This window comes from Paramicrobacterium fandaimingii, assembly GCF_011751745.2.
In the GTDB taxonomy this organism is placed as follows: Bacteria; Actinomycetota; Actinomycetes; order Actinomycetales; family Microbacteriaceae; genus Paramicrobacterium; species Paramicrobacterium fandaimingii.
The window spans coordinates 1,859,499-1,882,628 of the sequence record NZ_CP061170.1; the positions used below are offsets into that span (position 1 = coordinate 1,859,499).

The following is a 23,130-nucleotide window of genomic DNA, read 5'->3' on the forward strand; positions in this document are numbered from 1 at the left end:
ATCTCCGTCTGCTGGACGACCAGGCCTCGTCGGCGCGAATGGTCCGATTTCCAAGGATACCGCTAGACGAGACTGCCCTCTCTCATGCTGAACCTCTGGTCAACAAGGTGATCAGGCACGTCACCATGCGTGATCACGATGATGCTTCGCCCGCTCGCGCGAGATGCCTCAACCATGTCACGCACAAGCGGCTCGGCACGTTGCGGATCGACGTTGGCGGTCGGCTCGTCGAGCACGAGAATCGGAAAGTCCCTCAGAAGCGCCCGCGCAAGCGACAATCGTTGGGCCTGCCCTCCAGACACGAGCGTCCCCCGCTCACCGACTCGTGCGTCGAGCCCGCCGCGCGATGCGACCCACGGCCCGAGCCCCACCTGATCGAGCACGTCGAGCAATCGCTCATCAGTCGCACTATCGTCGGCGAAGAGAAGGTTCTGCCTGATGCTCTCATCGAAGAGATACGGATGCTGTTCGCACAGCCCGACGAGTGAATGAACGTCCGCAATGTCGCGCGCTTCTGCACCTCCGATACGGTAGCTGCCCTGGTATTCGAGAAACCGAACGAGAACGTTAGCGAGCGTGGTCTTTCCCGCTCCACTGCCGCCGGTAATTATGACGGCCTCCCCCGGGCCGACATCGAGATTCACGTTCTTCACCGTGAGCGCGGATGAGCCTGGCCACGCCGCGGCGACGTTCTGCAGAGTCAGACGCGTGCCACCGCACGGCGCAGATCGCGTCTCAGCATGGTTCTGCGCGGGAATCTCAGGCGGAAGACCATCGGGAACAAGAGACGCGAGCCTGTCGGCACTTGACCGCACCGCTCGCCAATGGCTGAGTGCAACGGGCACCGTCCCCACAACTTCGAAGACGGCGAGCGGTACGAGCGCGACAACAGCGAATGTGGGTCCGCCCACGCCCGCAGAGCTCACGAGCGGTGCACCGACGACGATGGCGCCCGCAACGGCCAGGCCCGCGCAGAGAGCAACCATCGCGGCACTGAGTCCGAACCCGCGTGACCGGCGCAGAGCCGTGCGTGTCAGGTCGGAATCTGCCGCGGCGATGCGTTCTCGCGCAACGGGTTCGGCTCCGAAGTGCGACAGCACGGCGAAGCCCTGCACATAATCGATGAGCGAACTGGTGAGAGCTGCTCGTTTTGGTGCGAGTGCGATCTCGGCCGCCCCTGCGAGCGAGGTGGTCATCCACGCTCCTCCGGCACCGCACAGTACGAGCAGGCCAGCCAACACAATGGCCGCCGCGGGCGAGAGCAGCGCAGTTCCGGCGATCGTGATCACGCAGACCGTCACAGCCACGACGATGGGCTGAACCACACGCAGCGAGAGGTTTTGCATTTCATCGATGTCGGAAACTATCGCATTCAAGAGCGACCCTCGAGAACGATTCGTGAGCCCGGCCGGTGCGCGAGGGATCAGCCTGGTAAGCAGGTCAGTTCGCAAGGTTGCGAGCTGACGGAACACAGCATCGTGACTGTAGAGACGTTCGAGATATCGAAAGACGGCTCGCGCGAGTGCAAACGCGCGAACGCCGACAGTGGCGATCGTGAGAAAGAGCACGGGCGGCTGCTCGGCCGCGCGCGCGATGAGCCAGGCGCTTGTCGCGAGCAGGGCCACGGCGCCGAGCCCCGTGGCAATTCCCGACAGCATCCCGGGCAGTGCCTGTCTGAAGCTCGGGAGTGCAGTGCGCAGGATGCGGGTACGATCCCGTTCTGCGGTTCCGGCGCTCATGCAACCACCTCCCGTGCGACATCGATCGACACATGCTCGTCTGCCCAGTCGAGCAGCGCGCGCTTGTGCGTAACGACGATCACGCACATGCCGCTCGCTGCGAGCCCGCGAATCCCGCGGGCAATGATCTGTTCTGTGCGCCGATCGAGTGCCGATGTCGGTTCGTCGAGAGCGATGATGCTCGCCGAGTTCGCCAACGCGCGGTAGTAGCAGCGGGCGAGACCGACACGTTGTGCCTGGCCTCCCGAGAGACCGGCTCCGGCAGCGCTAAGGGGAGCGTCAAGCTGAAGCTCACCGGCGCCCGCCAGGTGAAGCGCTCGCTCAGCGAGTCGCCGAGCGGGGGCAGAATCACCAAGCGTCACGTTGCTCAGTACCGTTCCCGATTGCAGCCCTGGGTGCTGAGGCGACCACGAAAGCCACGGTCGTCCGTGGGCGGGCGCGTTGCTGACGTCGACTCCTCCGACGAATACCGTTCCCGTGAACGGAGTGAGTCCCGCAATCACCCCTATGAGCGTGGATTTTCCGGCACCGCTGGCGCCCGTCACCGCGGTGACGCTCCCGCGGCGAAAGCGTAGCCGCACATCATCAAGAACCGTGGTGTCGTCGCGCACCACAGTGACGCCGCTCAACTCGAGGTCACCCGAGGCTGCGACGGGCGCGCCAGCATCCGGTGTCGTCTGTGCCGAATCGAGAATCTCGAACGCATCCTGCGCGGCTTCAACGCCTTCGGCAGCGGCATGGAAATTTGCCCCAACCTGTCGGATGGGGAAAAAGACCTCCGGTGCGAGAAGAAGCACGAAAAGACCAGTAAGCAGTGGCATGGTGCCATCGACGAGACGAAAGCCAATGGAGACCGCGAGCAGGGCAACTGACAAGCTCGCCATGAGCTCGAGCACAAAGCCAGAGAGGAACGACACCCGCAGCACCGACATCGTCGAATGACGATAATCAGCGGTGATCTGTCCCATGCGGGTGATCTGCCGCTTCTCGCGACCGAAGATCTTGAGGGTCGACAGACCTCCGACCACATCGATGAATGAACTGGACAGTCGGCTCAGGCCCTCCCACTGCCGGCGTTGAACTGTGCGGGTAGCAAGCCCGATCAGCACCATGAAGATCGGCACGATCGGAAGCGTCACGATAAGGGTCACGCCGGAGAGCCAGTCGTGCCAGAAGACAACAACCACGAGAAGTGGAACGGTAATGAGCGTTCGAATCAGCTGGGGAAGATAGCGGGCGAAATAATTGTCGAGCGCATCGAGACCGTGACCGAGCAGCGTCGTGAGCGCTGCAGAGTTTCGGCGAGCAAGCCAATCGGCACCGAGACGCGGCAGAGCGTCGAGGATGCCCATGCGAAGTTCGCTCTTCGCACGGGCAGCCCCACGTGCGCCGATGACCTCAGTGCCCCAGGCAAGCAACGCACGCGTGAGGGCGAAGCCGGCAACGGCCCAGACCCCCTCAGCGATGCCAGCGAACGGCGCCCCGCCGATCACGCGCGTGATCGAGAGCGTTGCGAACCAGGCGAAGCCGATGATCGCGACGGTGTCAGCGAGAGCGACAATCGCACCGATCGTAAAGAACCCCCGTGACGAACGCGCGTAACGAAGCAGACGTGCGTCAAGCGGCCGCATGAGAATCCGCCTCTTCGGGAATGTGGGCGCGGGAAACACGCTTGCGAAAGACCCAGTACGTCCAGCCCTGGTAGAGCAGAATCAGGGGAACCGCGAGGAGAGCGATCCAGCTCATCACCTCGAGCGTGTACGCCGATGACGAGGCATTTTCGATGGTGAGACTGTTCGCCGAGTTGTTGATCGCGGGCATCACAGCCGGGAACAACGCGGTGAAAAGGGTGAGCACGGCGGCGGCGATCGTCGCTGCCATGCTCGTGAACGCGATTCCTTCTCGATTGAGCGCGTTGGCAATGAGGGCGCAGACAAGCAGGGCGGCCGCTGCGAGAGCCAGCACGAACACCATCGGTGTGTTGTGATCAACCACGGTCCACGTGAGAAAGGCAACGGCGACCACGGCAGCAATCAGTCCGGCGCGCGCCGCAAGATGGCGCGCTCGGCCGCGAATCTCCCCCTCGGTCTTGAGGGCCACGAAGACAACGCCGTGCGTGAAGAACAGCATGAGCGTCGTCAGGCCTCCAAGCAGCGCATAAGGGGTGAGTAGGTCGAGGATGCTGCCAATGAAGTCGTGATTGGCATCAAGCGGAACACCGCGCACGATGTTGGCAAAGGCAACCCCCCATAGGAAGGCGGGAACAGCGGATCCGACGATGATCATGGTGTCGAATCGGTGCTTCCACGATTTCTCAGGGCGCTGGTGCCGGTACTCGAATGAGACGCCCCGCAGAATCAAAGCGATGAGAATGAGCAGAAGCGGAAGGTAGAAGCCGCTGAACAGCGTGGCATACCACTCGGGGAATGCAGCGAAGAGCATTGCACCGGCAACGATGACCCAGGTCTCATTCAGATCCCAAACGGGCCCGATCGTGTTGATGAGCACTCGCCTGTCGGTGTCGTCCTTCCCTAAAAAGGGCAACGACATGCCGACGCCGAAGTCGAATCCATCGAGAACGAAATAGCCGATGAAGAATGCAGCGATGATCCAGAACCACACGAGCGTCAGATCCATGATCTCTCCTAATACACCGTCACCCGGGCGACGGGCTCGTCGTTGTCGTTCTCTGCAGTCTCGATCGGTTCGGGGCCGACGCGCACCGCCTTCAGAATCAGCCGGAACTCAACAACAGCCAACGTTCCGTACACGAGGGTGAATGCCACAAGCGACGTCAACACGGTGAGGCCGCTGACGCCGGGCGAGACTCCGTCTTCCGTTTTCAGCAGCCCGAAGACAAGCCACGGCTGCCGCCCCATCTCGGTGAAGATCCAACCAACGCTCATTGCGAGCAGTGATGCGGGGAACGACCAGATCGCCGCCTTCCACACCCAGCGGTTCGTCGGCGTGCGCCCCTTCCGCGTCAGCCACAGTCCGACGACCGCGACGAGAATGTGCACCACGCCGAGACCAATCATCCACCGGAACGACCAGTACGTCACCCAGATGATCGGTGCGTAGTCTCCCGGACCATACATCGACTGGTAGGCAAGCTGAATGTCGTTGATCCCCTCGACAGTTCCGTCAAGAGAATGTGTGGAGAGGAGCGAAAGAAGATACGGCACACGAATGGAGAAGAGTTCGTGCACGCCGTCCGGAGTGCCGAGGGTAAATATCGAGAACGATGCATCGGCGCCGGATGCTGTCGTGTACAGCGCCTCAGCTGCCGCCATCTTCATGGGCTGAGCTTCGACCATCGCAAGGCTCAGCTGGTCGCCCATGAGTGCAGTGCCGGCTCCGGCGATCAGCATCGTCCAGAGGCCGAATTTGAGCGCAGGACGCATCGTCTCGAGGTTCTGACCTCGTGCCAGGTGCCACGCCGCCACAGAGATGACGAGGCCCGCCGACACCATGAAACACGCGAAGATCGTGTGAGGGAATGCTGCAAGAGCAATCGGATTGGCAAGCAGCTCGCCGAGGCTCGTGAGTTCGGCTCGCCCCTTCTCTTCATTGATCGTGTAGGCAAGGGGATTCTGCATAAATGCATTCGCCGCAATGATGAAGTACGCGGACGCGATCGTTGCAACTGCGGTCACCCAGATTGTCGCCAGGTGAAGACCACGAGGAAGCCTGTCCCAGCCGAAGATCCAGAGGCCGATGAATGTGGCCTCGAGGAAAAACGCGAGCAGAGCTTCGAGAGCGAGCGGCGCACCGAACACGTCACCGACGAAACGGGAGTAGTCCGACCAGTTCATTCCGAACTGGAACTCCTGCACGATGCCCGTGACGACACCCATGGCGAAGTTGATCAGAAAGATCTTGCCGTAAAAGTGCGTCAGCTGCAGATAGTGCTGCTTTCCGGTTCGCACCCAGACCGTCTGAAAGAGGGCGACGATCGTCGCCAGGCCGATCGTCAGAGGAACGAACAGAAAGTGGTACAGCGTCGTCAGACCGAATTGCCACCGTGCGAGAACGAGAGGGTCGAGAAACTGCTCCACCGGTGTACCTCCCAGAAGACTCAAGTTCTACGCGCCGTAGAACATTCACTTCTACACAGTGTAGAACACATTCTTCTACCCGACGTAGAGCAATGTTTCTACGCCATGTAGAACCTTCCGTCAAAACCACGTATCCTAGAGTCATGGCAACTCTTGGTGATCTTGAACGCTCGGTGATGGATGTGCTCTGGGCATCCGCTGAGCCGCTCAGCGCTGGTGATCTGAGGGACCGTCTCGTGACGTCCGGCACCGGTGAGGCGCAGCGACAGCTGGCAGCGACGACAGTCTTGACTGTACTCTCGCGCCTCGAGTCAAAGGGCTTCGTCTCCCGCAATCGTGCGCATCGCCCTCACCTCTATGAGTCCGTCACGACACGGGCAGACCACACAGCTGAGCTGATGCACGAGGTGCTTGGCTCATCACCCGACCGAGAGGCGGCGCTCGCTCGCTTCATCGGGCACGTCTCGCCGTCTGAGGCTGAGACGCTGCGCTCGCTGCTCGACCCCACGTCAATCCCGGCAAAATAACCGTATTCGACAGTGCGATGGTTGTAGCCTCTGCACTTCTCGCTGCGCTCGCATTCGCGCTTGCCTGGCCTGTGCCGATCGTGCTCGCACGAGCGGACTGGCCGTCGCGGGCGCCCGCCATCGCCCTGGTGGTATGGCAGGCGATCGCCATAGCCGGTGTGCTCTCGACGATCGGCGCCTTCGGCACATTCGGTCTCTCCGGGATCGCCTCCACCGTTTCCGACGGACTCGTGATTCTTGCCTCTGCGGCGATGGACGGCTCAACCCCGAGTGGTCTGGGTACCGCGCACATTTTCGCACTCTGTTGCGCCGTGCTCTTTGCGGGGCACCTTCTGCTCAGCGTGCTGACGACAATTGTGCGCACAGAACGCGAGCGACGGCGGCAACACGATCTCGTCACGCTTCTGAGCACCCCGACAAGCTCCATTCCCGGAACACGACTGCTGGAATACGCCGCCCCGGTCGCCTATTGCCTGCCCGGCGCATTTCGCACGGCCACGGTGCTGACCGATGGTCTTGTCAAGGCGCTCAGCACCGACGAAGTGAACGCCGTCATCTCCCACGAGCGCGCTCACCTGGCGCAGCAGCACCATCTGCTGCTTCTGGCGTTCAGGGCGTGGCGCAAGGCTCTCCCCTGGTTTCCGATCGCGACGAGGGCAAGCGACGCCGTCGGGCTCCTCGTCGAAATGCGCGCAGACGACACTGCGAGAGCCGAATACTCCGCGGATTCTCTTGTGTCCGCGATCATCACCGTCGCCACGGGCGGAGGTGGGTCTCCCGATGTCGGCGTAGCCGATGCAACGCCGCAGTCGGCTGCTCCCCGCGTGACACGACTGTTGACACAGCCTCACCCTCTACCCTCGTTTGCCGTTGTCGGCATCCTTGGTGCATCGCTTGCCCTCGTGCTCGTTCCTCCCCTTCTCCTGCTCACAGCGTGATGGACGTGTTGTGGTTTAGGCTCTCAGGGTGAACGAGATTCTCGACAGCATTCTGGATGCTGTTCAGAGCGTTGACCCGGTACTGCGCACGCTCATCGCCGGGGTGGGCATCCTGCTCGAAACGAGCATCCTCATCGGGCTGATCGTTCCGGGCGATACCATCGTCATCGTCGCCGGCACCGGCATCGAAACCCCATTCCAGTTCATGGCGATGTACGTCGCCGTCGTCGTCGGTGCGCTCACGGGAGAAAGCATCGGGTTCGCCCTTGGCCGATACTTCGGCGACCACATCCGCCGCTCACGACTCGGAAAGCGAATCGGCGAGCACAACTGGCAGAAGGCCGAACGCTATCTCGAACGACGGGGCGGCATCGCTGTTTTTCTCTCCCGCTTTCTTCCCGTTCTGCATTCGCTCATTCCCTTGACCGTTGGCATGAGCACGATGAGGTATCGCCGCTTTCTCGCGTGGACGATCCCAGCCTGCCTCATCTGGACCGGTGCCTACGTCTCCGTTGGATCAGCCGCAGCGGAGACATATCGAGAGCTCTCGCAACGCCTTCATTTCGCCGGCTACGTCTTCGTCGCCATCATCGCCCTGTTCTTGATCGTCGTCTGGGCCGTCAAGAAGATTCTTCACCGCATCGAACGGCGCCACATGACGCGCTCCCAGGCTCAGGAGCCACCGTCAGATCGCAGCGACGACGACAACGTGACAGGATTGACTGATGCCCCGCACAGAGATGAGTCAGCCTGAACCTCGGCGCATTCATCGTGCAGCCCGCCTCGACGATGCTTTCTTGGCGTGGCGTGCCCGACGCGCTATTCGGCGTGGGCTGAAACCGACGGCCGTCACTTACGCCGGCTACGGTTCGACGACCTGGGTTCGGGTGCTCGGACGCGTGCTCTATACGCATCCTCATCGCGAAGACGAGGCGACGAGTCGCACCCGCGGCTGGCGCAGCTTCACCAGCATCCCCGTGGTCTCCAGCACCGCCACCGTCGAGATCGCGGGACGACAGTACGAGGTTGTGGCCGACCGGGGTGGGGTGATCGATGCGGTCATCTCGGCCGAACTTCCACCGGGGTGGCAGACAATCCGCATGTCAGCCCAGGGCTCCGACCCGGTCACGAGCGATGTCTATATCGTTGACCCGGCAACGCGCATCGGCGTGATCTCTGATATCGACGACACGGTGATGGTCACGGCGCTGCCAAGACCGTTCGTCGCCGCATGGAACACATTTGTGCTCGACGAGCACGCTCGCACGCCGGTGCCGGGCATGGCTGTGCTTCTCGATCGGCTCTCGCGCATTCACGGAGGCTCCCCCGTCATCTATCTGTCCACGGGCGCGTGGAACGTCGCTCCGACACTTCGCCGATTTCTCTCGCGTCACCTCTACCCGTCCGGCGCGCTCCTTCTCACCGACTGGGGCCCGACCCACGACCGCATTTTTCGAAGCGGCCGGGCTCACAAGCAAGAGAACCTTCGTCGCCTCGCTCAGGAATTTCCCGACATCAAGTGGATCCTTGTCGGCGATGACGGGCAGCATGATGAGGAATTGTACGCAGATTTCGCCACAGAGCTCCCCGGCAATGTCTCGGCCGTCGCCATTCGTCAGCTCTCCCCCGGTGAGGCCGTTCTCGCTGGCGGACGCTCAAAACATGAGCAGTACGATTCCGGGCACACCTGGGTGTATGCACCCGACGGCGCGGGTCTCCTGAACGAACTCGACAACGTCATTTCCGACTGACGTCGGACGGCTTCGATACGCTCGGAGCATGACTGCAGAGCTCACGGCGGCACAACTTCGCCGCGCTCGATGGCACTCACTCGCGCTGAGCGGGGAGAGCATCGCCACGGCGCCGGCAGTCGTTGACCGTCTCGGCGCGTTGCAAGGCCAGGACCTGCCTGGCGTCTTGATCTCGCTCGCCATCCGGGCGAAGGGCACAACGGTTCACGACGCACGTCGGCATTTCGACGACGGAACGCTGGTGCGAGGGTGGCCCATGCGCGGCACACTTCACGTGCTGCGGGCAGAAGATCTTCTGCCGATGGCTGCGGTCACGCGCAAGCGTGTGCTGGGAGGAATGGCTGGCCAGGCACGGAGGCTGGACATCTCTCAGTCGACTATTTCTCGCGTCATCGATGCGGTGACCGACGTCCTCAGCGTTTCCGAGCCAGTCGGCCGCGCTGAGCTTCGTGAGATTGTCGTGCGCGCCCACGGGGGCGAGCCCGCCCGCGAGGTCGTCTCGCATCTGATTTATCAGTTGTGCACACGCGGCCTGATCTGCCACGGTCCTTTTCGCGGTGAGCAGCACCTCATCGTGCACACGGAATCGTGGCTGGGCGCGCACCCCGCTTCAGCCCGCGTCAGCAACCCCGACCTCGACGATTTTCTGGCTCAGATGCTGAAGCACTATGTGACGGGACATGGGCCAGTCTCTGAGGCAGACGCGGCGCGCTGGTTTGGATTGCCGCTTACGACGATCAGAGAAGCCCGCCTGTCTCTCGGCGAGCAACTTGTCACCGTGCTCACACCATCAGGAGCGCAGTGGATGTCGACAACCGCAGAGACCGAGCGAATCCTCAGCTCGCTGAGCTGCCGGCCGCGAGTGCGACTTCTTCCCGGCTTCGACGAGTTCATGCTCGGGTACGCTGATCGGAGTTTTGCTGTGCCGGCGCACGCTCGTGACGAGATCGTTCCCGCGAAGAACGGAATGTTCCGTTCGACCGTCTGCGCCGGTGCGTCTGTCGTCGGCACGTGGTCAAAGGGAAAGCTCGGTGAGCAACTTCACGTGCAACCCTTCGCCGAACTTTCTGCGCATACGAAACAAGGCATACACACGGCTGCCCAAGAGATTGGGCGCGTCACGGGCAAACAGGTTTCGGTGCGGTTGCCCCATTAGTCTGAAGTAATGAAACTCACCCGGCGCATCCAAGCCGCGAAGCGCACTCCGCTGCTTCAGGTTGTGAAGACGTCGGTCGCGGCGGTTCTCGCCTGGGTTGTCGCTGGCCTCGTTCTTCCTGTCGATCTTCCGATCTTCGCCGCGATCGCCTCGCTCTTGGTGGTGCAGCCGAGCGTCAATCAGTCGTTCGGCAAGGCGGTCGAGCGAAGTGTCGGGGTCATTTCGGGTGTGGTGATTGCCACATTGTTGAGCCTTGCGTTCGGACCGTACACGTGGGTGGTCATGCTCGCGATCATCGTCGCTGTGCTTCTGTCGTGGGCGCTGCGCATGACAACGGGAACGTCGAATCAGGTGGCCATCAGTGCCATGCTGGTACTCGCTCTCGGGGCGTCGTCCCCTGAGTACGCTGTCGATCGCATCGTCGAGACGCTCATCGGTGCGGCCATCGGATTCATCGTGAACATTCTCATCGTTCCGCCCGTTTTGATCGCGCCCGTGCGCGAGAACGTCATTCTGCTCGGCAATGAACTGGCTGCGACTCTTGAGCGGCTCGCCCTCGCGCTCAGCGAACCGCAGTCGTCCGGCGATCGCGAACGAATCATGATCGAAGCTCGCTTGCTTCGGCCGATGAAGGATGCTGCGGTGACAGCAATCGAAGAGGGCGAAGATTCACTGTCGCTCAATCCTCGCAGATCAGCGCACAGGGACGATCTCAGGGAACTTCATGAGGTCACCGACCGATTTGGGCCCGTCGTCACTCGCGTCATCGGAATGACACGAGCATTCCGCGACCATTACGACGAGACTCTCTACGACGAGCCGACACTGACGGCGATTGCCGATCAGCTGACCCGCGCAGCCCACGACCTTCGTCTCATCATGCGACCGTCGATTCCCGATCCTGAGCCGATGACGAGCGAGTTTCCTGCCCTCACGGCGCCACTGCAGGTCAAACCGCCGCAGTCAACGCACTGGGTTCTGATCGGGTCGCTCATGGAAGATCTCCGGCGCATTCGCGAAGAGCTCCTCATTCCGTCCGAAGACGATCTCGACGAGTGATCCAGGCGAGGTCACGACGCCGACGATTCACCGTCGACGTAGTACCAGCTACCGTTCTCGCGAACGAATGTGCTTTTCTCCTCCTGCCGACCACGGCCGTCTGCTGAACGGTACTGCGCAACGAAATGCACGGTTCCCTCTTCGTCGAACGGCCCACCTGCGCGCACCTCGAAGATGTCAAGGCGTGTCCAGACAATGCCCGCATCTAGCGTGAGCGTGCTTGGTCGTGTCGTGCTGTGCCAGGTACGCAGAAGGTGCTCCGTGTTGCCGAGAACAAACGCGGTGAAGCGCGACCGCATCAGCTGCACGGCTGTCGGTGCCGGCTTCCCTCCAGACAGGGCCGGGCCACAGCATCCGCTGAAAATGTCGCCGCTGCCGCACGGGCAGCGATCGTTGTCATCGACAACCGCATACATAACGTGTCACCGCCTCCTCCAAACAGCTGTCCGTCGAGGCTACCTGCTCGTTTCCCTGTTCCATGCAGCCGGAACCTCTGCGCCGAGTGCGGCGAGTGGCGCGCGAGCCTTGACGGCGACCTCGCTGATCTCGAAGTCCGCGCGCGAGTCGATCGTCAAGCCTCCTCCCGCACCGACGTAGGCTTCGTCTGCGTCGATGACGACGCCACGGATCGTCATGGCCAGCTCCATTGCCCCGTCGTCTCCGATCCAACCGAAGCATCCCGAGTATGCGCCTCTGGGAGAGCCCTCAAGCGCGGAAAGAAGCTGCATGGCCCGTTCCTTTGGCGCACCGGTCATGGAACCCGCGGGAAATGCGGATGCCACGACGTCCTCTGCAGTTCTGCCGCTGGCAAGACGCCCCGTCACCTGGCTTACGAGCTGATGCACGTGAGCATGGGACTCCACGTCGAAGAGTCGAGCGACCTCGACGCTTCCTCGCTCGCATACGCGGCTCAGGTCGTTGCGCATGAGGTCGACGATCATCAGGTTTTCTGCGCGTTCTTTTGCATCGTGCTCGAGCTCCGTGGCGAGCTCGGCGTCTGTCTTCGCATCTCTTCCGCGCGGACGCGTGCCTTTGATCGGACTCGTCGAGAGAGCTCCGGATGCTGTCAGCTGCAGAAACTGCTCGGGCGACGATGCCACGAGTGCTCGTTCTCCTACTCTGATCAGGGCCGTGTACGGAGCATCCGCCTCTCGCATCTCGGCGTGCACCGCACGCGGATCAACTGGCCCGTCAACGGTGAATCGCGTCGTGAGGCACAGTTGGTACGCATCACCCGATCTGATCGATTCGAGAGCGGACGCGATCATCGTCGCGTACTCATCGGGAGTGTGCCGGGCGCGTGCCTCTCGACGCACCGTTGCCGTGGGCCAGTGCGCGGCGGGACTCGGCGTATGAAGAGCTCGCTGAACCTCGAGCACCCAGGCCGCAATCTCGTCCTCTGGCGCGTGTGCCCACACAGCGCCTGTCGCATGGTCAACGCTGACGTAGCGAGAAACGCGCAGCCACGCAGAGGCTTCGCGCTCATATCCGTACCACCCGATCCAGCCGCCCGAAAAGCGGTGCTCTGCATCGTCGCAGAGAGAGGAACGTCCTGGCCACGGCTCACCCATGTCACCGTCGGGAGAGCCGATTCCGAGAAGGCTGACACGGCCGATCGGGGATGCGGTGGTCAACCAGAAACCGAACCGATCGTCACCGACCAGTGTGTCGTAGAGAACATCGGCACGTTCGTGCTCCGCCGCAGCGAGCTGGCGCACCCCTGCCATGGCGATGCTCCTTCTGCTCGACTCCTGTCGCCGATGCGACAACCGCCTTCCATTATGCCGTCTGGGCACAGCGAATCTTCACGCTCAACGCGAGTACGCCCCGAGCCGGCCACGTCATTCCGCGAGCTTGCCTTCATCTGACACGTCGTGCATCAGAGCCTTGATATCGGCCGACGTGTCGGGAATCTCCTCTCGGGTAATACCTCCCGTTGGTGACCACACGAGATTCACCTGCAGAGCTGGGTCGAGCTCTGGGTAATCACTGCGATTGTGGCAACCGCGCGTCTCGCGGCGTTCCAGCGCCGATTCGAGAGTGGCACGGGCGGCGACGCCAGAAGCCTTCAGATCGAAGGCGTGGGCGAGGTCTTGGAATCCCGCGATGTCCGGGTGGATTCCCACATCTTCCATCCGCTCGTCAATCAGGTCGAGCTCCACGAGACCGGCGCGCAGGCCGTCCTCCGATCGCACGACACCACCGTGCTCGGTCATGGTATTGCGGATCGCTCGTTGCAGGGCGCGCACGTTTTCTCGCCCGTCGGCAACGAGCAGATCGTCGATCTCAGCCCGTGCTTCTGCGACGGCCGCCGCGGAGCGTCTCTGTGCGTGCAGGCCGGCGGAATGCTCGATCGCCGCATGGCCGACCAATCGACCATACACGAGCAGTTCGACCAACGAATTTCCGCCCAGACGATTTGCCCCGTGCAGCCCGCTTGATGCTTCGCCGATCGCGTAGAGCCCGTCAACGTCGGTACTGTGATCGTCAGAGCGAACCCAGACGCCGCCCATTGAATAGTGTGCCGTGGGCGCGATCTCGATCGGATCCGTCGTGATGTCGAGCATCTGCAACTCCAGCATCGTCTGATAAACCCGCGGAAGTCTGGTCATAATTGTCTCGCGAGGCAGATGAGAGACGTCGAGCCAGACACCGCCGCTCGCGGTCCCCCTGCCCTCCTTGATCTCCGTGTAAGCGGCAAGCGCTACCCGGTCGCGCGTCGAGAGCTCCATCCGCTTCGGGTCGTACTCCGTCATGAAGCGATCCCCGAGGGCGTTGCGCAAAATGCCGCCCTCACCGCGTGCCGCTTCCGAAATCAGCGTTCCTGCCGCGTTCTCGGGCTCGATGATGCCAGACGGATGAAATTGCACGAGTTCCGGGTCGCGCAGGCGGGCGCCGGCTTCGACGGCGAGACGGAAAGAGTCCCCGGTGTTCTCATCTCGACGCGATGACGTGCGACGCCAGATGCGGGTGTGGCCTCCGGCGGCGAGAATAACGGCATCCGCGTGAATCACATAGCGCGTGCCGTCACGCTGATCAAATCCGTACGCCCCAAAGACGACGTTGTCTTGCACGAGGATGCGGGTGATGTAGACGTGATCCACCATGGGCACGTCGAGCTGCTCGGCGCGCCGCACCAACGTGCGCTGAATCTCGAGTCCCGTGTAATCGCCGGCGAATGCCGTGCGCCGAAAAGTATGTGCACCGAAGAATCGCTGCGAGATGCGGCCGTCTTCCTCGCGGGCGAAGTTCATCCCCCACCGCTCCAGGTCGCGGATTCCGCGCTCGGCACCGCGGGTGACGACGTCGACCGTGTGCGGATTCGCGAGGAGGTAACTCTCGGTGATCGTGTCCGCGGCATGCTGTTGCCAGCTGTCATCGACGTCCATCGTGCCCAGCGCCGCGTTGATGCCACCTGCCGCAAGGGAGGTGTGTGCGTCGTTACGCGGACGCTTGCCGACAGCCAGCACGTCAACGCCTTGTTCTGCCACCTCGATGGCGGCGCGCAGCCCGGAACCTCCCGTGCCAATAACCAAGACGGTCGTAGAAATCTGTCGTTCGCGTGTCGATGTGGCCATGCACTCCACGCTAGGAGGAAGCAGTCAATACCTCCAATGCATTATCCTGCTTCAACCGATGCAGATAGGCTATCCACATGAATGTGGAGCAGCTTCGGGGATTCGTCGAAATCGCACGCCTCGGGCACTTCACCAGGGCCGCGGACGGCCTGCATCTGGCCCAACCCTCGCTCAGCCGGCAGATCGCCTCACTCGAACGAGAGCTCGGTGCGAAACTCTTCCACCGAGCACACGGACATATCACCCTCACCGCCGCTGGCGAGCTGCTCATGCCGAGAGCGAAACGCATGCTCGCCGACGCCGACGCGATAACAAGCGAAATGGGTGAGCTTGCTGGACTCCAGCGCGGACGCGTTCGCCTGGGGGCGACACCGACCCTTTGCGTCAGTCTCGTGGCCGAGGCTCTGAACACCTTTCACGCCGAGCACCCCGGAATCGATCTGGAGATCACAGAGGGAGGGTCTCACCTGTTGATTGAGCAGCTCGCGGGTGGGAACTTGGACATGGCCCTCATCACCGTGTCTGACGGACCACCGACCACTGGAGCCGCACTTTCACGCACACCATTGCTCACCGAGGAACTTGTCGTTGTGTCTTCTGCATCGCAGCCCGCCATTGCAGCTCCACACGGCATCGACATCGATCAGCTCGCGCAGATGCCGCTGATTGCGTTCCACGAGAGCTACGATCTGCGAGCAGCGACAGACCTCGCGTTCCGGTCAGCCGACCGTGCTCCCCGCATCGTCGTGGAAGGCGCAGAAATGGATGCCGTGCTGCGCTTCGTTGAGCGGGGCCTTGGCGTGGCTGTCGTCCCGGCAACGGTTCTGCTCGACCGACCGACACTACGATCAGCGCGTCTCTCGTCTCCCCTGCTCACGCGCACCATCAGCCTGGCGCGTCGCTCTGACGTCACGCCGACTCGAGCGGCAGCAGCGATGCGTGAGGTGATCATCGCCACGGGAGGTGAGCTTGTCGAACGCGCTCCGACGACCATCAGTCTCGTGAAGAGGTGATGAGTGGATGCCCAATAAGCAGTTTTGGTGGATCTGAGGGGACTCGAACCCCTGACCCCCTGCATGCCATGCAGGTGCGCTACCAGCTGCGCCACAGACCCAGAATGTCGCCGAAGCAACTCCCCCACTCTACTACACGCTCACGCGCGATCAGAAATCGACGCGCTCCGCGCCCGGGTTCGCGAACTACCGCGCGAGGGCCTCTTCAAGCGGAATGACGGGGCAGTCCTTCCAGAGCCGTTCGAGCGAATAATAGTCGCGCTCCTCTGGGTGGAAAACGTGCACGACGGTATCACCAAAGTCAATGAGCGCCCAACGACCCTCGGCCGCACCTTCACGTCGTTTGACGCGCGTGCCAGCTTCACCGAGCTTGTCTTCCACAGCGTCGGCAATCGCGCTGACGTTGCGTTCGCTGCGCCCCGACATGATCAGAAAGGCATCTGCGAAGGGCAATTGCCCAGACACGTCGAGTGCGACGAGTTCTTCGGCACCTGCGCCGATGGCCGCCAGAGCGGCGAGCTGTACCTGTGCGCGTGTATCGTCAGTAGCTGTCACGTGGTCTGCGTATTCTTTCTCTCGATTGTCAGAACTGCCCGGTCATCAACCCGACGATCACCACGCCGATGACGGCTACACAGAGCACGCCAGCGGTGATTGCCAGAATCATGAGAAGTTTGGAGCTCGATGCTTTGGTCGGTGGAGTGATGACGTCGCGCGTGACCGCGTGAGTGCTGACAGCACGCGTCGCAGAAACGGGAGTGCCGGCCGTGGCCGGTGATTCGTGGCTGTTATCGCTGCCCGAGTCGATGTCCGAGTGCTCTGCGTTCGACTCGCGATCGCGGGCCTTCGACTTCGGGAGATCAACGGAACCGGTCACCATGATCTCGCCTGTTCCCGGCGCAGGAGTTCGTGTCTGCCTACTCGGCATCCCAGGCAGTATGAGCACACTCGACGTCGTGAACACGTCTGAAGCGCGGGCTTCGGGCGCTACGAGTGTGTCGAACGCTTCCGCGGCCCGCTGAGGGGAATCTCCCGTGTTCCGTTGCCCGTCACCAAACGTTGGCGACAGCTTTGGCACGTCGTGAGCGAGTTCCGAGGCAGATTCCGACTTCTTCTCCGCTGCGGCCGGTGGCGTTACTGGCCCGGGCTTCTGAGGTTCTGCCGAATCGTTGCTCTTATCCTTTGCCTCAGTCTTCTTACGCCCGATTCCAAGCTTGGCGCCCTTCGACTTTTGTGGCGCCTGCTTCTCATCATCTGCGGAGGATGAGGCTGTCTTCGGCTTTGGCGCATCAGATACAGCCGGCGCAGAAGGCTCTTTCGGCGCAGAAGCTTGTTTCGCTGAATCAGCGTCCTCAGACGGTGGGATGACCGCCGTTGCCCCTGTCTCGGCCCGGAGGGCACGAAGCTCCCGACGTGTCAGTGGTCGTTCGCCAGAGGCTGTCTCGTCTTCGCTCCGAGGTGCCTGCGCGCCTGAATCATCGTTCTTTTCCGGCGTGATCTCCGTGGGCGTCTCCGGTGCCCTTGCTGCTGCGGTCGTTTCGGGTGGAGTCTCTGATTCGGGAGGAGTCTCGGACGATTCCGTCTCCGAGACAGGCTTCGATTGCAGAACGCTGTCTTGCGCCTGCTGTGCTCGCAGCCTCTCGCGTCGTTGTCGCCGTGAGAGTGGCTGCTCGTCTGAAAACGAGGTCATTCACTACTCCGATACAGATGATATTTCGTGATGTACTGCACGACACCATCCGGAACCAGATACCACACGGGATGCCCCCTGCTGACCCGGCTTCGGCAATCCGTCGACGAGATCGCAAGTGCCGGAACTTCCAACAAGCTTACGTGCTCCGTTGGCAATCCAGAAATGTTCAAGGTATGTCCCGGACGACTCACAGCGACGAAATGTGCAAGCGAGAACAGCTCTGCGTGATCCTTCCAGCTGAAGATCTGAGCGATCGCATCGGCGCCCGTGATGAAAAAGAGGTCGGCATCGGGCCGCTGCGTCTTCAGGTCTTGGAGCGTGTCGATCGTGTACGTCTGCCCTGAACGGTCGATGTCGACGCGACTGACCGTGAATTGGGGGTTGGCTGCCGTCGCGATGACGGTCATCAAGTAGCGGTGCTCACTCTGGCTCACCTGAGATTTCTGCCACGGCTCACCCGTCGGAACGAAAATCACCTCGTCCAAATCGTACGAGTGCGCGACTTCGCTGGCGGCAACCAAGTGCCCATGGTGAATGGGATCGAAAGTGCCGCCCATCACCCCGATGCGCGGACGGGCTGCAGTGGCTGTCATCACGGCTTCACACCGTGCTTAATGATGCGTGTCAGCGTCTGGAGTGTCGTAGGTGTGCGCTGTGGGAGCGGAGCCGGTCTTGTGACTGTGTCGATTCGCGACGTCGCGGTACGTGAACGTGATCACGCCAAGAAAAAGGAAGACGACGATCGCGATCACGCCGAACATGACGCCCGGCATCGGCAGCTCATTCACCACGTGCTCGGACTCGGCCATCAGGATCGTCGCAAACGACATGTTCTCTCCGTTTCTTGCGGCTTATCGCCGACCCGACAAGTCTACAGGTCAGGCACGCACTTGGCCGTCACCGCGAACAAGCCACTTCGTGCTTGTCAGTTCGGTGAGTCCCATGGGCCCGCGTGCATGGAGTTTCTGCGTGGAGATGCCCACTTCGGCACCAAAGCCGAAGACGCCTCCATCGGTGAATCGTGTCGACGCGTTAACCATGACGACGGCGGAGTCTACGTGAGCGAGAAACCTCTCGGAGTTTCGCACGTTGTTCGTCACGATGGACTCTGTGTGGTGCGTTGAATATGCGGCAATATGGTCGATCGCTTCGTCGAGTGTGCCCACAATGCGCAGCCCCAGCGTCAGGTCCAGATGCTCGGTTGCCCACTCATCAGCTGCTGCTGGCTCGACGTTTGCTGAGAAATTCTGTGCTTCGGCATCACCACACACCGTCACGCCCGCTTGGCGAAGGGCATCGAGCAGGGCCGGAAGAATGCGAGGTACCGCATCTCGATGAATGAGAACAGTCTCCGCGGCATTGCAGACGCTGGGTCTGTGGGTCTTGGCGTTGAGAACAATGGACACGGCCATCGACTCGTCGGCATCGGCATCCACGTACACATGCACGACGCCGGCCCCGGTCTCAATCACGGGAACTGTCGATTCCGCGACGACGGTCTCGATGAGGCTCGCGCTTCCTCGAGGAACAAGCACATCGACGAGCCCGCGGGATCGCATGAGTTCTGCCGCGCCGTCGCGGCCAAAATCATCGATCGTCTGAATGCTGTCAGCGGGCAGATCAGTGCTCTCGAGAGCCCCGCGAAGGGTTGCGACAAGCTGAGTGTTGCTGGCAATCGCCGCTGAGCCGCCGCGCAGCACAACCGCGTTCCCGCTGCGCAATGCCAATGCCGCAATGTCGACGGTGACGTTCGGACGCGCTTCGTAGATTGCTCCGACCACGCCGAACGGTACTCGCACCTGTTCGATTCGCATCCCGTTTGCCGCGGTGCTTCCACGCACCACCTGGCCGAGAGGATCACTCAAAGCAGCAATCTCTCGCACGGCGGCAGACAGTGCTGCGATGCGCTCACTGGTCAGCGTCAGTCTGTCGATGAGACCGTCAGCAAGCCCATTTTCCCGGCCTCTGGCGATGTCTGCGGCATTCGCGCTCAGTATCGCATCGGAGTCCCTGTCCAGAGCGACAGCAATCGTCTCAAGCGCAGACTCCCGTTCGGTGCCCGTCGTCACAGCGAGCGCCCTCGAAGAACGCCGAGCCGCCTCAAGTCGCTCGCGCACGGTGTTGAGAGGGGTAGCTTCGATCATTGTCTGATTCTAGCGGCGTGACTCAGCTCGCATTCGATTGTGGCGAGAACCATGTCCCCACGTCGGCACCGCGCAGCGCCTCGCCGATCTGCGAAGCGGACGTGACAAGCACGCCGGTTCCGCGGCTTGCGGCGAGCCTCGCCGCAGAAACCTTGGTCGAGGCGCCTCCCGTCCCGACCCCGGTACGCGACGCTTCACCGAATTCCACTCCAGCAAGCTGATCCCCAGGCGAAACAATGCGAATGCGTTCCGCACCGGGTATCTCCGGTGGGCGCGTGTAGATGGCGTCGACATCGCTCAGCATCACCATGGCTTCGGCACCGATGAGCGTGGCCACGAGCGCCGCAAGACGGTCGTTGTCTCCGAAGCGGATCTCGTGCGTTGCTACCGTGTCGTTCTCGTTGACGATCGGGAGGATTCTCAGGCTCAGCAGCCGTTCCATCGCACGCCTCGCATTGCTGCGCGAGTTCGGATCGTCGAGGTCACCAGCCGTCAGAAGGACTTGTCCGGAGACGATGCCATACCGGTCAAGGCTGTCCTGATATCGATAGACGAGCACATTCTGTCCGACGGCAGCAGCAGCCTGCTGCGTTGCAAGGTCTTCTGGGCGACTCTCGAGGCCTAAATACGGCATTCCAGTGGCGATGGCGCCCGAGGAGACGAGAATCACTTCGATGCCGAGGGAGTGCGCCGTCGCCAAGGCATTGACAAGTGGCTCGACTTGTCCGCTATTGACTCCACTGATCGACGACGAGCCCACTTTTACGACAATGCGACGAGCGCTGCCGATCTCCGACTGCGAGGCGATCATCAGTCCTGCTGGTCCTCAGACCACAGCCCAGCTTCACGTTCGCTCTCAAGCTGCTCTCGGGCTTCCGCCTTCGCGTCCATCCGATCGTAGTAAGCGTCTCTGCGCTGTTCCCTCGTCGGGCGCACATTCTGATCGAAGCGCGGATCAGTGCCACGTGGCGATGTCATCAGCTCGGCTGCGGACGTGAGGGTCGGCTCCCAATCGAATACGACACCCTTACCAGGCCCGATCACGACGGTCGAGCCTGCCAATGCGCCGGCTTTGAAGAGTGCGTCCTCGATGCCGATCTTTGCGATCCTGTCGGCAAGATAACCCACAGCTTCGTCGTTCGTGAAGTCTGTCTGCTGCACCCACCGCTCGGGTTTCGCTCCGAGAATCCGGTAGACATTGCCGTAGGTGCCGCCTTCGACCACGATGTCGAATGGCTTCCTATTCACTGGCTTGGGCATCACGATGATGCGCGGCGCCTGCTCCTCGAGTTCTTGCATCCGATCGCGGTGCTCCTGCACGAGCGCACCGAGTGCGAATGTCAGCGACCGAAGGCCCTCATGACTCGCCGTGGAAATCTCAAAGACGCGATAGCCTCGTTCTTCAAGTTCGGGGCGAACGAACTCAGCGAGCTCGCGTGCCTCTGGCACGTCCACCTTATTGAGTGCAACGAGCTGCGGCCGCTCCAGCAGCGGAACTTGCCCGTCAGGAACAGGGTACGCGGCCAACTCCCTCTCGATCACATCGAGATCAGTCACTGGGTCACGGCCGGGTTCTAGCGTCGCGCAGTCGACAACATGAAGCAGTGCCGCGCATCTCTCGACGTGCCTCAGAAACTCGAGGCCAAGGCCCTTTCCGCCGCTTGCGCCCTCGATCAGCCCCGGAACATCAGCGACCGTGTATCGGTACTGCCCTGCCTGGACAACACCAAGATTGGGATGAAGCGTCGTGAACGGATAATCGGCGATCTTCGGCTTTGCCGCGGAGATCGCGGCGATCAGGCTGGACTTTCCCGCGGAGGGAAAGCCGACGAATGCAACATCGGCGATCGTCTTGAGCTCGAGGACGATGTCCCCCGACTGACCGGGAGTTCCGAGAAGCGCGAAACCGGGTGCCTTGCGCTTCGTCGACGCCAGCGCTGAGTTGCCCAGCCCCCCGTAGCCGCCCTCGGCGATGACGTATCTCGTGCCTGGCTCCGTCAGATCGATCAGGGTCTCACTGTTGTCGTTCTTGACAACCGTTCCCACAGGAACGGACAGAACCAGCTCCTCGCCCGCCGCGCCGTGGCGGTAATCGCCCATGCCGAACCCGCCGTTCTCCGACATCCGATGCGGCGAGCGGTGGTACGGCAGCAGCGTCGTAACCTGCGGATCGGCAAGCAAAACGATGTCGCCGCCGTTTCCGCCGTTTCCGCCGTCCGGGCCGGCGAGCGGCTTGAACTTCTCGCGGCGCACAGACACACAGCCGTTGCCGCCTTTGCCCGCACTCACGTGCAGTGTCACGCGATCGACGAATGTCGTCACAGCGCCCTCCTCGAGTTCTTCCGCTTCAATGGTGCCGGAAATAGGACAGGGGCGGGCAAATGCCCGCCCCTGTTGTGAACCTGTCTTCGACTACGCGTCGACCGTCACGATGTTGACGACCTTGCGGCCACCCTTGTTTCCGAATTCAACTGATCCGTTCGACAGCGCGAACAGCGTGTCGTCGCCACCGCGACCGACGTTGGCGCCGGGGTGGAAGTGAGTGCCACGCTGACGAACGATGATCTCGCCTGCGTTGACGCTCTGCCCTCCGAAGCGCTTCACACCGAGGCGCTGGGCGTTCGAGTCGCGACCGTTGCGAGTAGAACTCGCACCCTTCTTGTGTGCCATCTCGTTATCTCCTCGATGCCTTACTTGATTCCGGTGACCTTGACGCGCGTAAGCTCCTGACGGTGCCCCTGACGCTTCTTGTAACCGGTCTTGTTCTTGAACTTCTGAATGTGGATCTTCGGCCCGCGCAGATCTCCGAGCACCTCAGCGGTGACGGTGACCTTCGCGAGTGACTTCTGATCTGTGGTGACCTTGTCACCGTCAACCAGAAGCACTGCGGCAAGCTCGACATTGCCGTTCTTGTCTGCCTGAATACGATCCAACGTCACGATGGTGCCGACTTCGACCTTCTCCTGCCGACCACCGGCGCGCACAACTGCGTAAACCACTTGGAATACCTACTTCTCTGAGGAGCAAAAGCTCCGCTTGTCTGTCAAAGGAAAAGTCACTGCTCCAGACATACCCAGCGGGAAAAGAGGTGTGCCTGTCAGAAAACCATGTGGCGACACGGGGATAAGCCAGTCACCAACGATCGAGTTTACTTCATTGCACGGAGTTTCGACAAATGAAGCGCTCGCGTGTTCCTAGAATTAGGAATCATGACCATCTTGATTGACCCGCCACTGTGGCCAGCACACGGAACGGTGTGGTCCCACCTGGTCAGTGACAGCTCAATCGCCGAGCTTCACGCCTTCGCGTCGTCTGCTGGACTGCCGTCGCGGAGCTTCGATCGAGACCACTACGACGTGCCTGCTTCGCGCCACGATGATCTCGTTGTCGCTGGCGCGTTGCCTGTCACGGCAAATGAACTCACGCGCCGGCTCATCGCCAGCGGCCTCCGCGTCAGAGCACGCGACCGCTGAC

General features: G+C 61.8%; 23 protein-coding genes, 1 tRNA gene and 1 pseudogene. 8 read left to right on the forward strand and 17 right to left on the reverse strand.

The features are described 5' to 3' along the window. Positions 1–62: 62 nt before the first annotated feature. The 4 genes from cydC to HCR84_RS09035 are packed head-to-tail and all read right to left on the reverse strand — an operon-like array spanning position 63 to position 5,797. Positions 63–1,739: a thiol reductant ABC exporter subunit CydC gene (gene cydC, locus HCR84_RS09020; protein WP_166983732.1), complete on the reverse strand. Its 1,677-nt coding sequence runs from the start codon at positions 1,737–1,739 to the stop codon at positions 63–65. Next, positions 1,736–3,370: a thiol reductant ABC exporter subunit CydD gene (gene cydD, locus HCR84_RS09025; RefSeq protein ID WP_166983733.1), complete on the reverse strand. Its 1,635-nt coding sequence runs from the start codon at positions 3,368–3,370 to the stop codon at positions 1,736–1,738. The genes cydC and cydD overlap by 4 nt, the downstream gene beginning before the upstream one ends. Further along, entirely contained in the window at positions 3,357–4,376 is a 1,020-nt protein-coding gene (cydB, locus tag HCR84_RS09030; protein WP_166983734.1) for a cytochrome d ubiquinol oxidase subunit II, read from the reverse strand. Before cydB ends, cydD begins: the two co-directional genes overlap by 14 nt. A gap of 8 nt (positions 4,377–4,384) precedes the next feature. Beyond that, complete coding sequence (locus HCR84_RS09035; RefSeq protein WP_166983735.1) at positions 4,385–5,797, reverse strand: cytochrome ubiquinol oxidase subunit I; 1,413 nt, start codon at positions 5,795–5,797, stop codon at positions 4,385–4,387. Positions 5,798–5,940: 143 nt separating this feature from the next. Between HCR84_RS09035 and HCR84_RS09040 the strand changes: the two genes are divergently transcribed. From HCR84_RS09040 to HCR84_RS09065, 6 genes are read left to right on the forward strand one after another with little or no spacing between them, the layout of a single operon-like run. Then, positions 5,941–6,324: a BlaI/MecI/CopY family transcriptional regulator gene (locus HCR84_RS09040; RefSeq protein WP_166983736.1), complete on the forward strand. Its 384-nt coding sequence runs from the start codon at positions 5,941–5,943 to the stop codon at positions 6,322–6,324. A 17-nt stretch (positions 6,325–6,341) separates the two neighbouring features. Beyond that, on the forward strand, positions 6,342–7,262 hold the full coding sequence (locus HCR84_RS09045; protein WP_166983737.1) for a M56 family metallopeptidase: 921 nt from the start codon (positions 6,342–6,344) through the stop codon (positions 7,260–7,262). A gap of 28 nt (positions 7,263–7,290) precedes the next feature. Continuing rightward, on the forward strand, positions 7,291–8,016 hold the full coding sequence (locus HCR84_RS09050; RefSeq protein ID WP_166983738.1) for a DedA family protein: 726 nt from the start codon (positions 7,291–7,293) through the stop codon (positions 8,014–8,016). After that, positions 7,988–9,013, forward strand: coding sequence for an App1 family protein phosphatidate phosphatase (locus HCR84_RS09055; RefSeq protein ID WP_244972450.1), 1,026 nt, complete (start codon positions 7,988–7,990; stop codon positions 9,011–9,013). The genes HCR84_RS09050 and HCR84_RS09055 overlap by 29 nt, the downstream gene beginning before the upstream one ends. Before the next feature lie 28 nt (positions 9,014–9,041). Further along, positions 9,042–10,169, forward strand: coding sequence for a winged helix DNA-binding domain-containing protein (locus HCR84_RS09060; RefSeq protein ID WP_166983739.1), 1,128 nt, complete (start codon positions 9,042–9,044; stop codon positions 10,167–10,169). 9 nt (positions 10,170–10,178) lie between these two features. Next, complete coding sequence (locus HCR84_RS09065; RefSeq protein WP_166983740.1) at positions 10,179–11,228, forward strand: FUSC family protein; 1,050 nt, start codon at positions 10,179–10,181, stop codon at positions 11,226–11,228. A gap of 11 nt (positions 11,229–11,239) precedes the next feature. Here HCR84_RS09065 and HCR84_RS09070 read toward each other — a convergent pair whose 3' ends face one another. From HCR84_RS09070 to HCR84_RS09080, 3 genes are all read right to left on the reverse strand, one after another. Further along, on the reverse strand, positions 11,240–11,644 hold the full coding sequence (locus HCR84_RS09070) for a YchJ family protein (protein ID WP_166983741.1): 405 nt from the start codon (positions 11,642–11,644) through the stop codon (positions 11,240–11,242). Between the two features lie 39 nt (positions 11,645–11,683). Beyond that, positions 11,684–12,955 carry an anthranilate synthase component I family protein gene (locus tag HCR84_RS09075; protein ID WP_166983742.1) on the reverse strand — a complete coding sequence of 424 codons (1,272 nt, stop codon included), beginning with the start codon at positions 12,953–12,955 and terminating at the stop codon, positions 11,684–11,686. A gap of 114 nt (positions 12,956–13,069) precedes the next feature. Beyond that, positions 13,070–14,806, reverse strand: a complete 1,737-nt coding sequence (locus HCR84_RS09080) for an L-aspartate oxidase (RefSeq protein WP_166983743.1) — start codon at positions 14,804–14,806, stop codon at positions 13,070–13,072. 77 nt (positions 14,807–14,883) lie between these two features. On the opposite strand from HCR84_RS09080, the gene HCR84_RS09085 reads away from it, so the two are divergent. Further along, positions 14,884–15,819, forward strand: a complete 936-nt coding sequence (locus tag HCR84_RS09085; RefSeq protein WP_166983744.1) for a LysR family transcriptional regulator — start codon at positions 14,884–14,886, stop codon at positions 15,817–15,819. Positions 15,820–15,844: 25 nt separating this feature from the next. On the opposite strand, the gene HCR84_RS09090 is transcribed toward HCR84_RS09085, so the two are convergent. The 10 genes from HCR84_RS09090 to rplU all read right to left on the reverse strand — a co-directional run bounded on the left by HCR84_RS09090 (position 15,845) and on the right by rplU (position 22,655). After that, a tRNA-Ala gene (locus HCR84_RS09090) sits at positions 15,845–15,920 on the reverse strand. Positions 15,921–16,005: 85 nt separating this feature from the next. Continuing rightward, a complete protein-coding gene (gene rsfS, locus HCR84_RS09095; RefSeq protein ID WP_166983745.1) occupies positions 16,006–16,374 on the reverse strand; it encodes a ribosome silencing factor in 369 nt (122 codons plus the stop codon). A 28-nt stretch (positions 16,375–16,402) separates the two neighbouring features. After that, positions 16,403–16,747 (reverse strand): hypothetical protein, encoded by a 345-nt coding sequence (locus HCR84_RS09100; RefSeq protein ID WP_166983746.1) that lies wholly within the window; start codon positions 16,745–16,747, stop codon positions 16,403–16,405. Positions 16,748–17,505: 758 nt separating this feature from the next. Then, on the reverse strand, positions 17,506–18,105 hold the full coding sequence (gene nadD, locus HCR84_RS09105; protein WP_166983747.1) for a nicotinate-nucleotide adenylyltransferase: 600 nt from the start codon (positions 18,103–18,105) through the stop codon (positions 17,506–17,508). Between the two features lie 18 nt (positions 18,106–18,123). Beyond that, on the reverse strand, positions 18,124–18,342 hold the full coding sequence (locus HCR84_RS09110; RefSeq protein ID WP_166983748.1) for a hypothetical protein: 219 nt from the start codon (positions 18,340–18,342) through the stop codon (positions 18,124–18,126). Positions 18,343–18,390: 48 nt separating this feature from the next. Continuing rightward, positions 18,391–19,656, reverse strand: a complete 1,266-nt coding sequence (locus tag HCR84_RS09115) for a glutamate-5-semialdehyde dehydrogenase (RefSeq protein WP_166983749.1) — start codon at positions 19,654–19,656, stop codon at positions 18,391–18,393. Positions 19,657–19,678: 22 nt separating this feature from the next. Beyond that, on the reverse strand, positions 19,679–20,467 hold the full coding sequence (gene proB / locus HCR84_RS09120) for a glutamate 5-kinase (RefSeq protein ID WP_434063537.1): 789 nt from the start codon (positions 20,465–20,467) through the stop codon (positions 19,679–19,681). Next, positions 20,467–21,978: a GTPase ObgE gene (obgE, locus tag HCR84_RS09125; protein ID WP_166983750.1), complete on the reverse strand. Its 1,512-nt coding sequence runs from the start codon at positions 21,976–21,978 to the stop codon at positions 20,467–20,469. The genes proB and obgE overlap by 1 nt, the downstream gene beginning before the upstream one ends. A 90-nt stretch (positions 21,979–22,068) precedes the next feature. Further along, entirely contained in the window at positions 22,069–22,326 is a 258-nt protein-coding gene (gene rpmA, locus HCR84_RS09130; protein WP_166983751.1) for a 50S ribosomal protein L27, read from the reverse strand. Between the two features lie 20 nt (positions 22,327–22,346). Further along, positions 22,347–22,655, reverse strand: coding sequence for a 50S ribosomal protein L21 (rplU, locus tag HCR84_RS09135; RefSeq protein ID WP_166983752.1), 309 nt, complete (start codon positions 22,653–22,655; stop codon positions 22,347–22,349). A gap of 210 nt (positions 22,656–22,865) precedes the next feature. Between rplU and HCR84_RS09140 the strand changes: the two are divergent. Then, positions 22,866–23,126 (forward strand): annotated as a pseudogene (locus tag HCR84_RS09140) (DUF4031 domain-containing protein); the annotation flags it as partial. Positions 23,127–23,130: the final 4 nt, after the last annotated feature.

Excerpts from the sequence above, each read along its gene's own strand:
- cydC (WP_166983732.1), bottom strand. The coding sequence starts at position 1,739 with ATGAGCGCCGGAACCGCAGAACGGGATCGTACCCGCATCCTGCGCACT.
- cydD (WP_166983733.1), bottom strand. The coding sequence starts at position 3,370 with ATGCGGCCGCTTGACGCACGTCTGCTTCGTTACGCGCGTTCGTCACGG.
- cydB (WP_166983734.1), bottom strand. The coding sequence starts at position 4,376 with ATGGATCTGACGCTCGTGTGGTTCTGGATCATCGCTGCATTCTTCATC.
- HCR84_RS09040 (WP_166983736.1), top strand. The coding sequence starts at position 5,941 with ATGGCAACTCTTGGTGATCTTGAACGCTCGGTGATGGATGTGCTCTGG.
- HCR84_RS09045 (WP_166983737.1), top strand. The coding sequence starts at position 6,342 with ATGGTTGTAGCCTCTGCACTTCTCGCTGCGCTCGCATTCGCGCTTGCC.
- HCR84_RS09055 (WP_244972450.1), top strand. The coding sequence starts at position 7,988 with ATGCCCCGCACAGAGATGAGTCAGCCTGAACCTCGGCGCATTCATCGT.
- HCR84_RS09060 (WP_166983739.1), top strand. The coding sequence starts at position 9,042 with ATGACTGCAGAGCTCACGGCGGCACAACTTCGCCGCGCTCGATGGCAC.
- HCR84_RS09065 (WP_166983740.1), top strand. The coding sequence starts at position 10,179 with ATGAAACTCACCCGGCGCATCCAAGCCGCGAAGCGCACTCCGCTGCTT.
- HCR84_RS09070 (WP_166983741.1), bottom strand. The coding sequence starts at position 11,644 with ATGTATGCGGTTGTCGATGACAACGATCGCTGCCCGTGCGGCAGCGGC.
- HCR84_RS09075 (WP_166983742.1), bottom strand. The coding sequence starts at position 12,955 with ATGGCAGGGGTGCGCCAGCTCGCTGCGGCGGAGCACGAACGTGCCGAT.
- HCR84_RS09080 (WP_166983743.1), bottom strand. The coding sequence starts at position 14,806 with ATGGCCACATCGACACGCGAACGACAGATTTCTACGACCGTCTTGGTT.
- HCR84_RS09085 (WP_166983744.1), top strand. The coding sequence starts at position 14,884 with ATGAATGTGGAGCAGCTTCGGGGATTCGTCGAAATCGCACGCCTCGGG.
- HCR84_RS09100 (WP_166983746.1), bottom strand. The coding sequence starts at position 16,747 with ATGCCGAGTAGGCAGACACGAACTCCTGCGCCGGGAACAGGCGAGATC.
- nadD (WP_166983747.1), bottom strand. The coding sequence starts at position 18,105 with ATGACAGCCACTGCAGCCCGTCCGCGCATCGGGGTGATGGGCGGCACT.
- HCR84_RS09110 (WP_166983748.1), bottom strand. The coding sequence starts at position 18,342 with ATGTCGTTTGCGACGATCCTGATGGCCGAGTCCGAGCACGTGGTGAAT.
- HCR84_RS09115 (WP_166983749.1), bottom strand. The coding sequence starts at position 19,656 with ATGATCGAAGCTACCCCTCTCAACACCGTGCGCGAGCGACTTGAGGCG.
- proB (WP_434063537.1), bottom strand. The coding sequence starts at position 20,467 with ATGATCGCCTCGCAGTCGGAGATCGGCAGCGCTCGTCGCATTGTCGTA.
- rpmA (WP_166983751.1), bottom strand. The coding sequence starts at position 22,326 with ATGGCACACAAGAAGGGTGCGAGTTCTACTCGCAACGGTCGCGACTCG.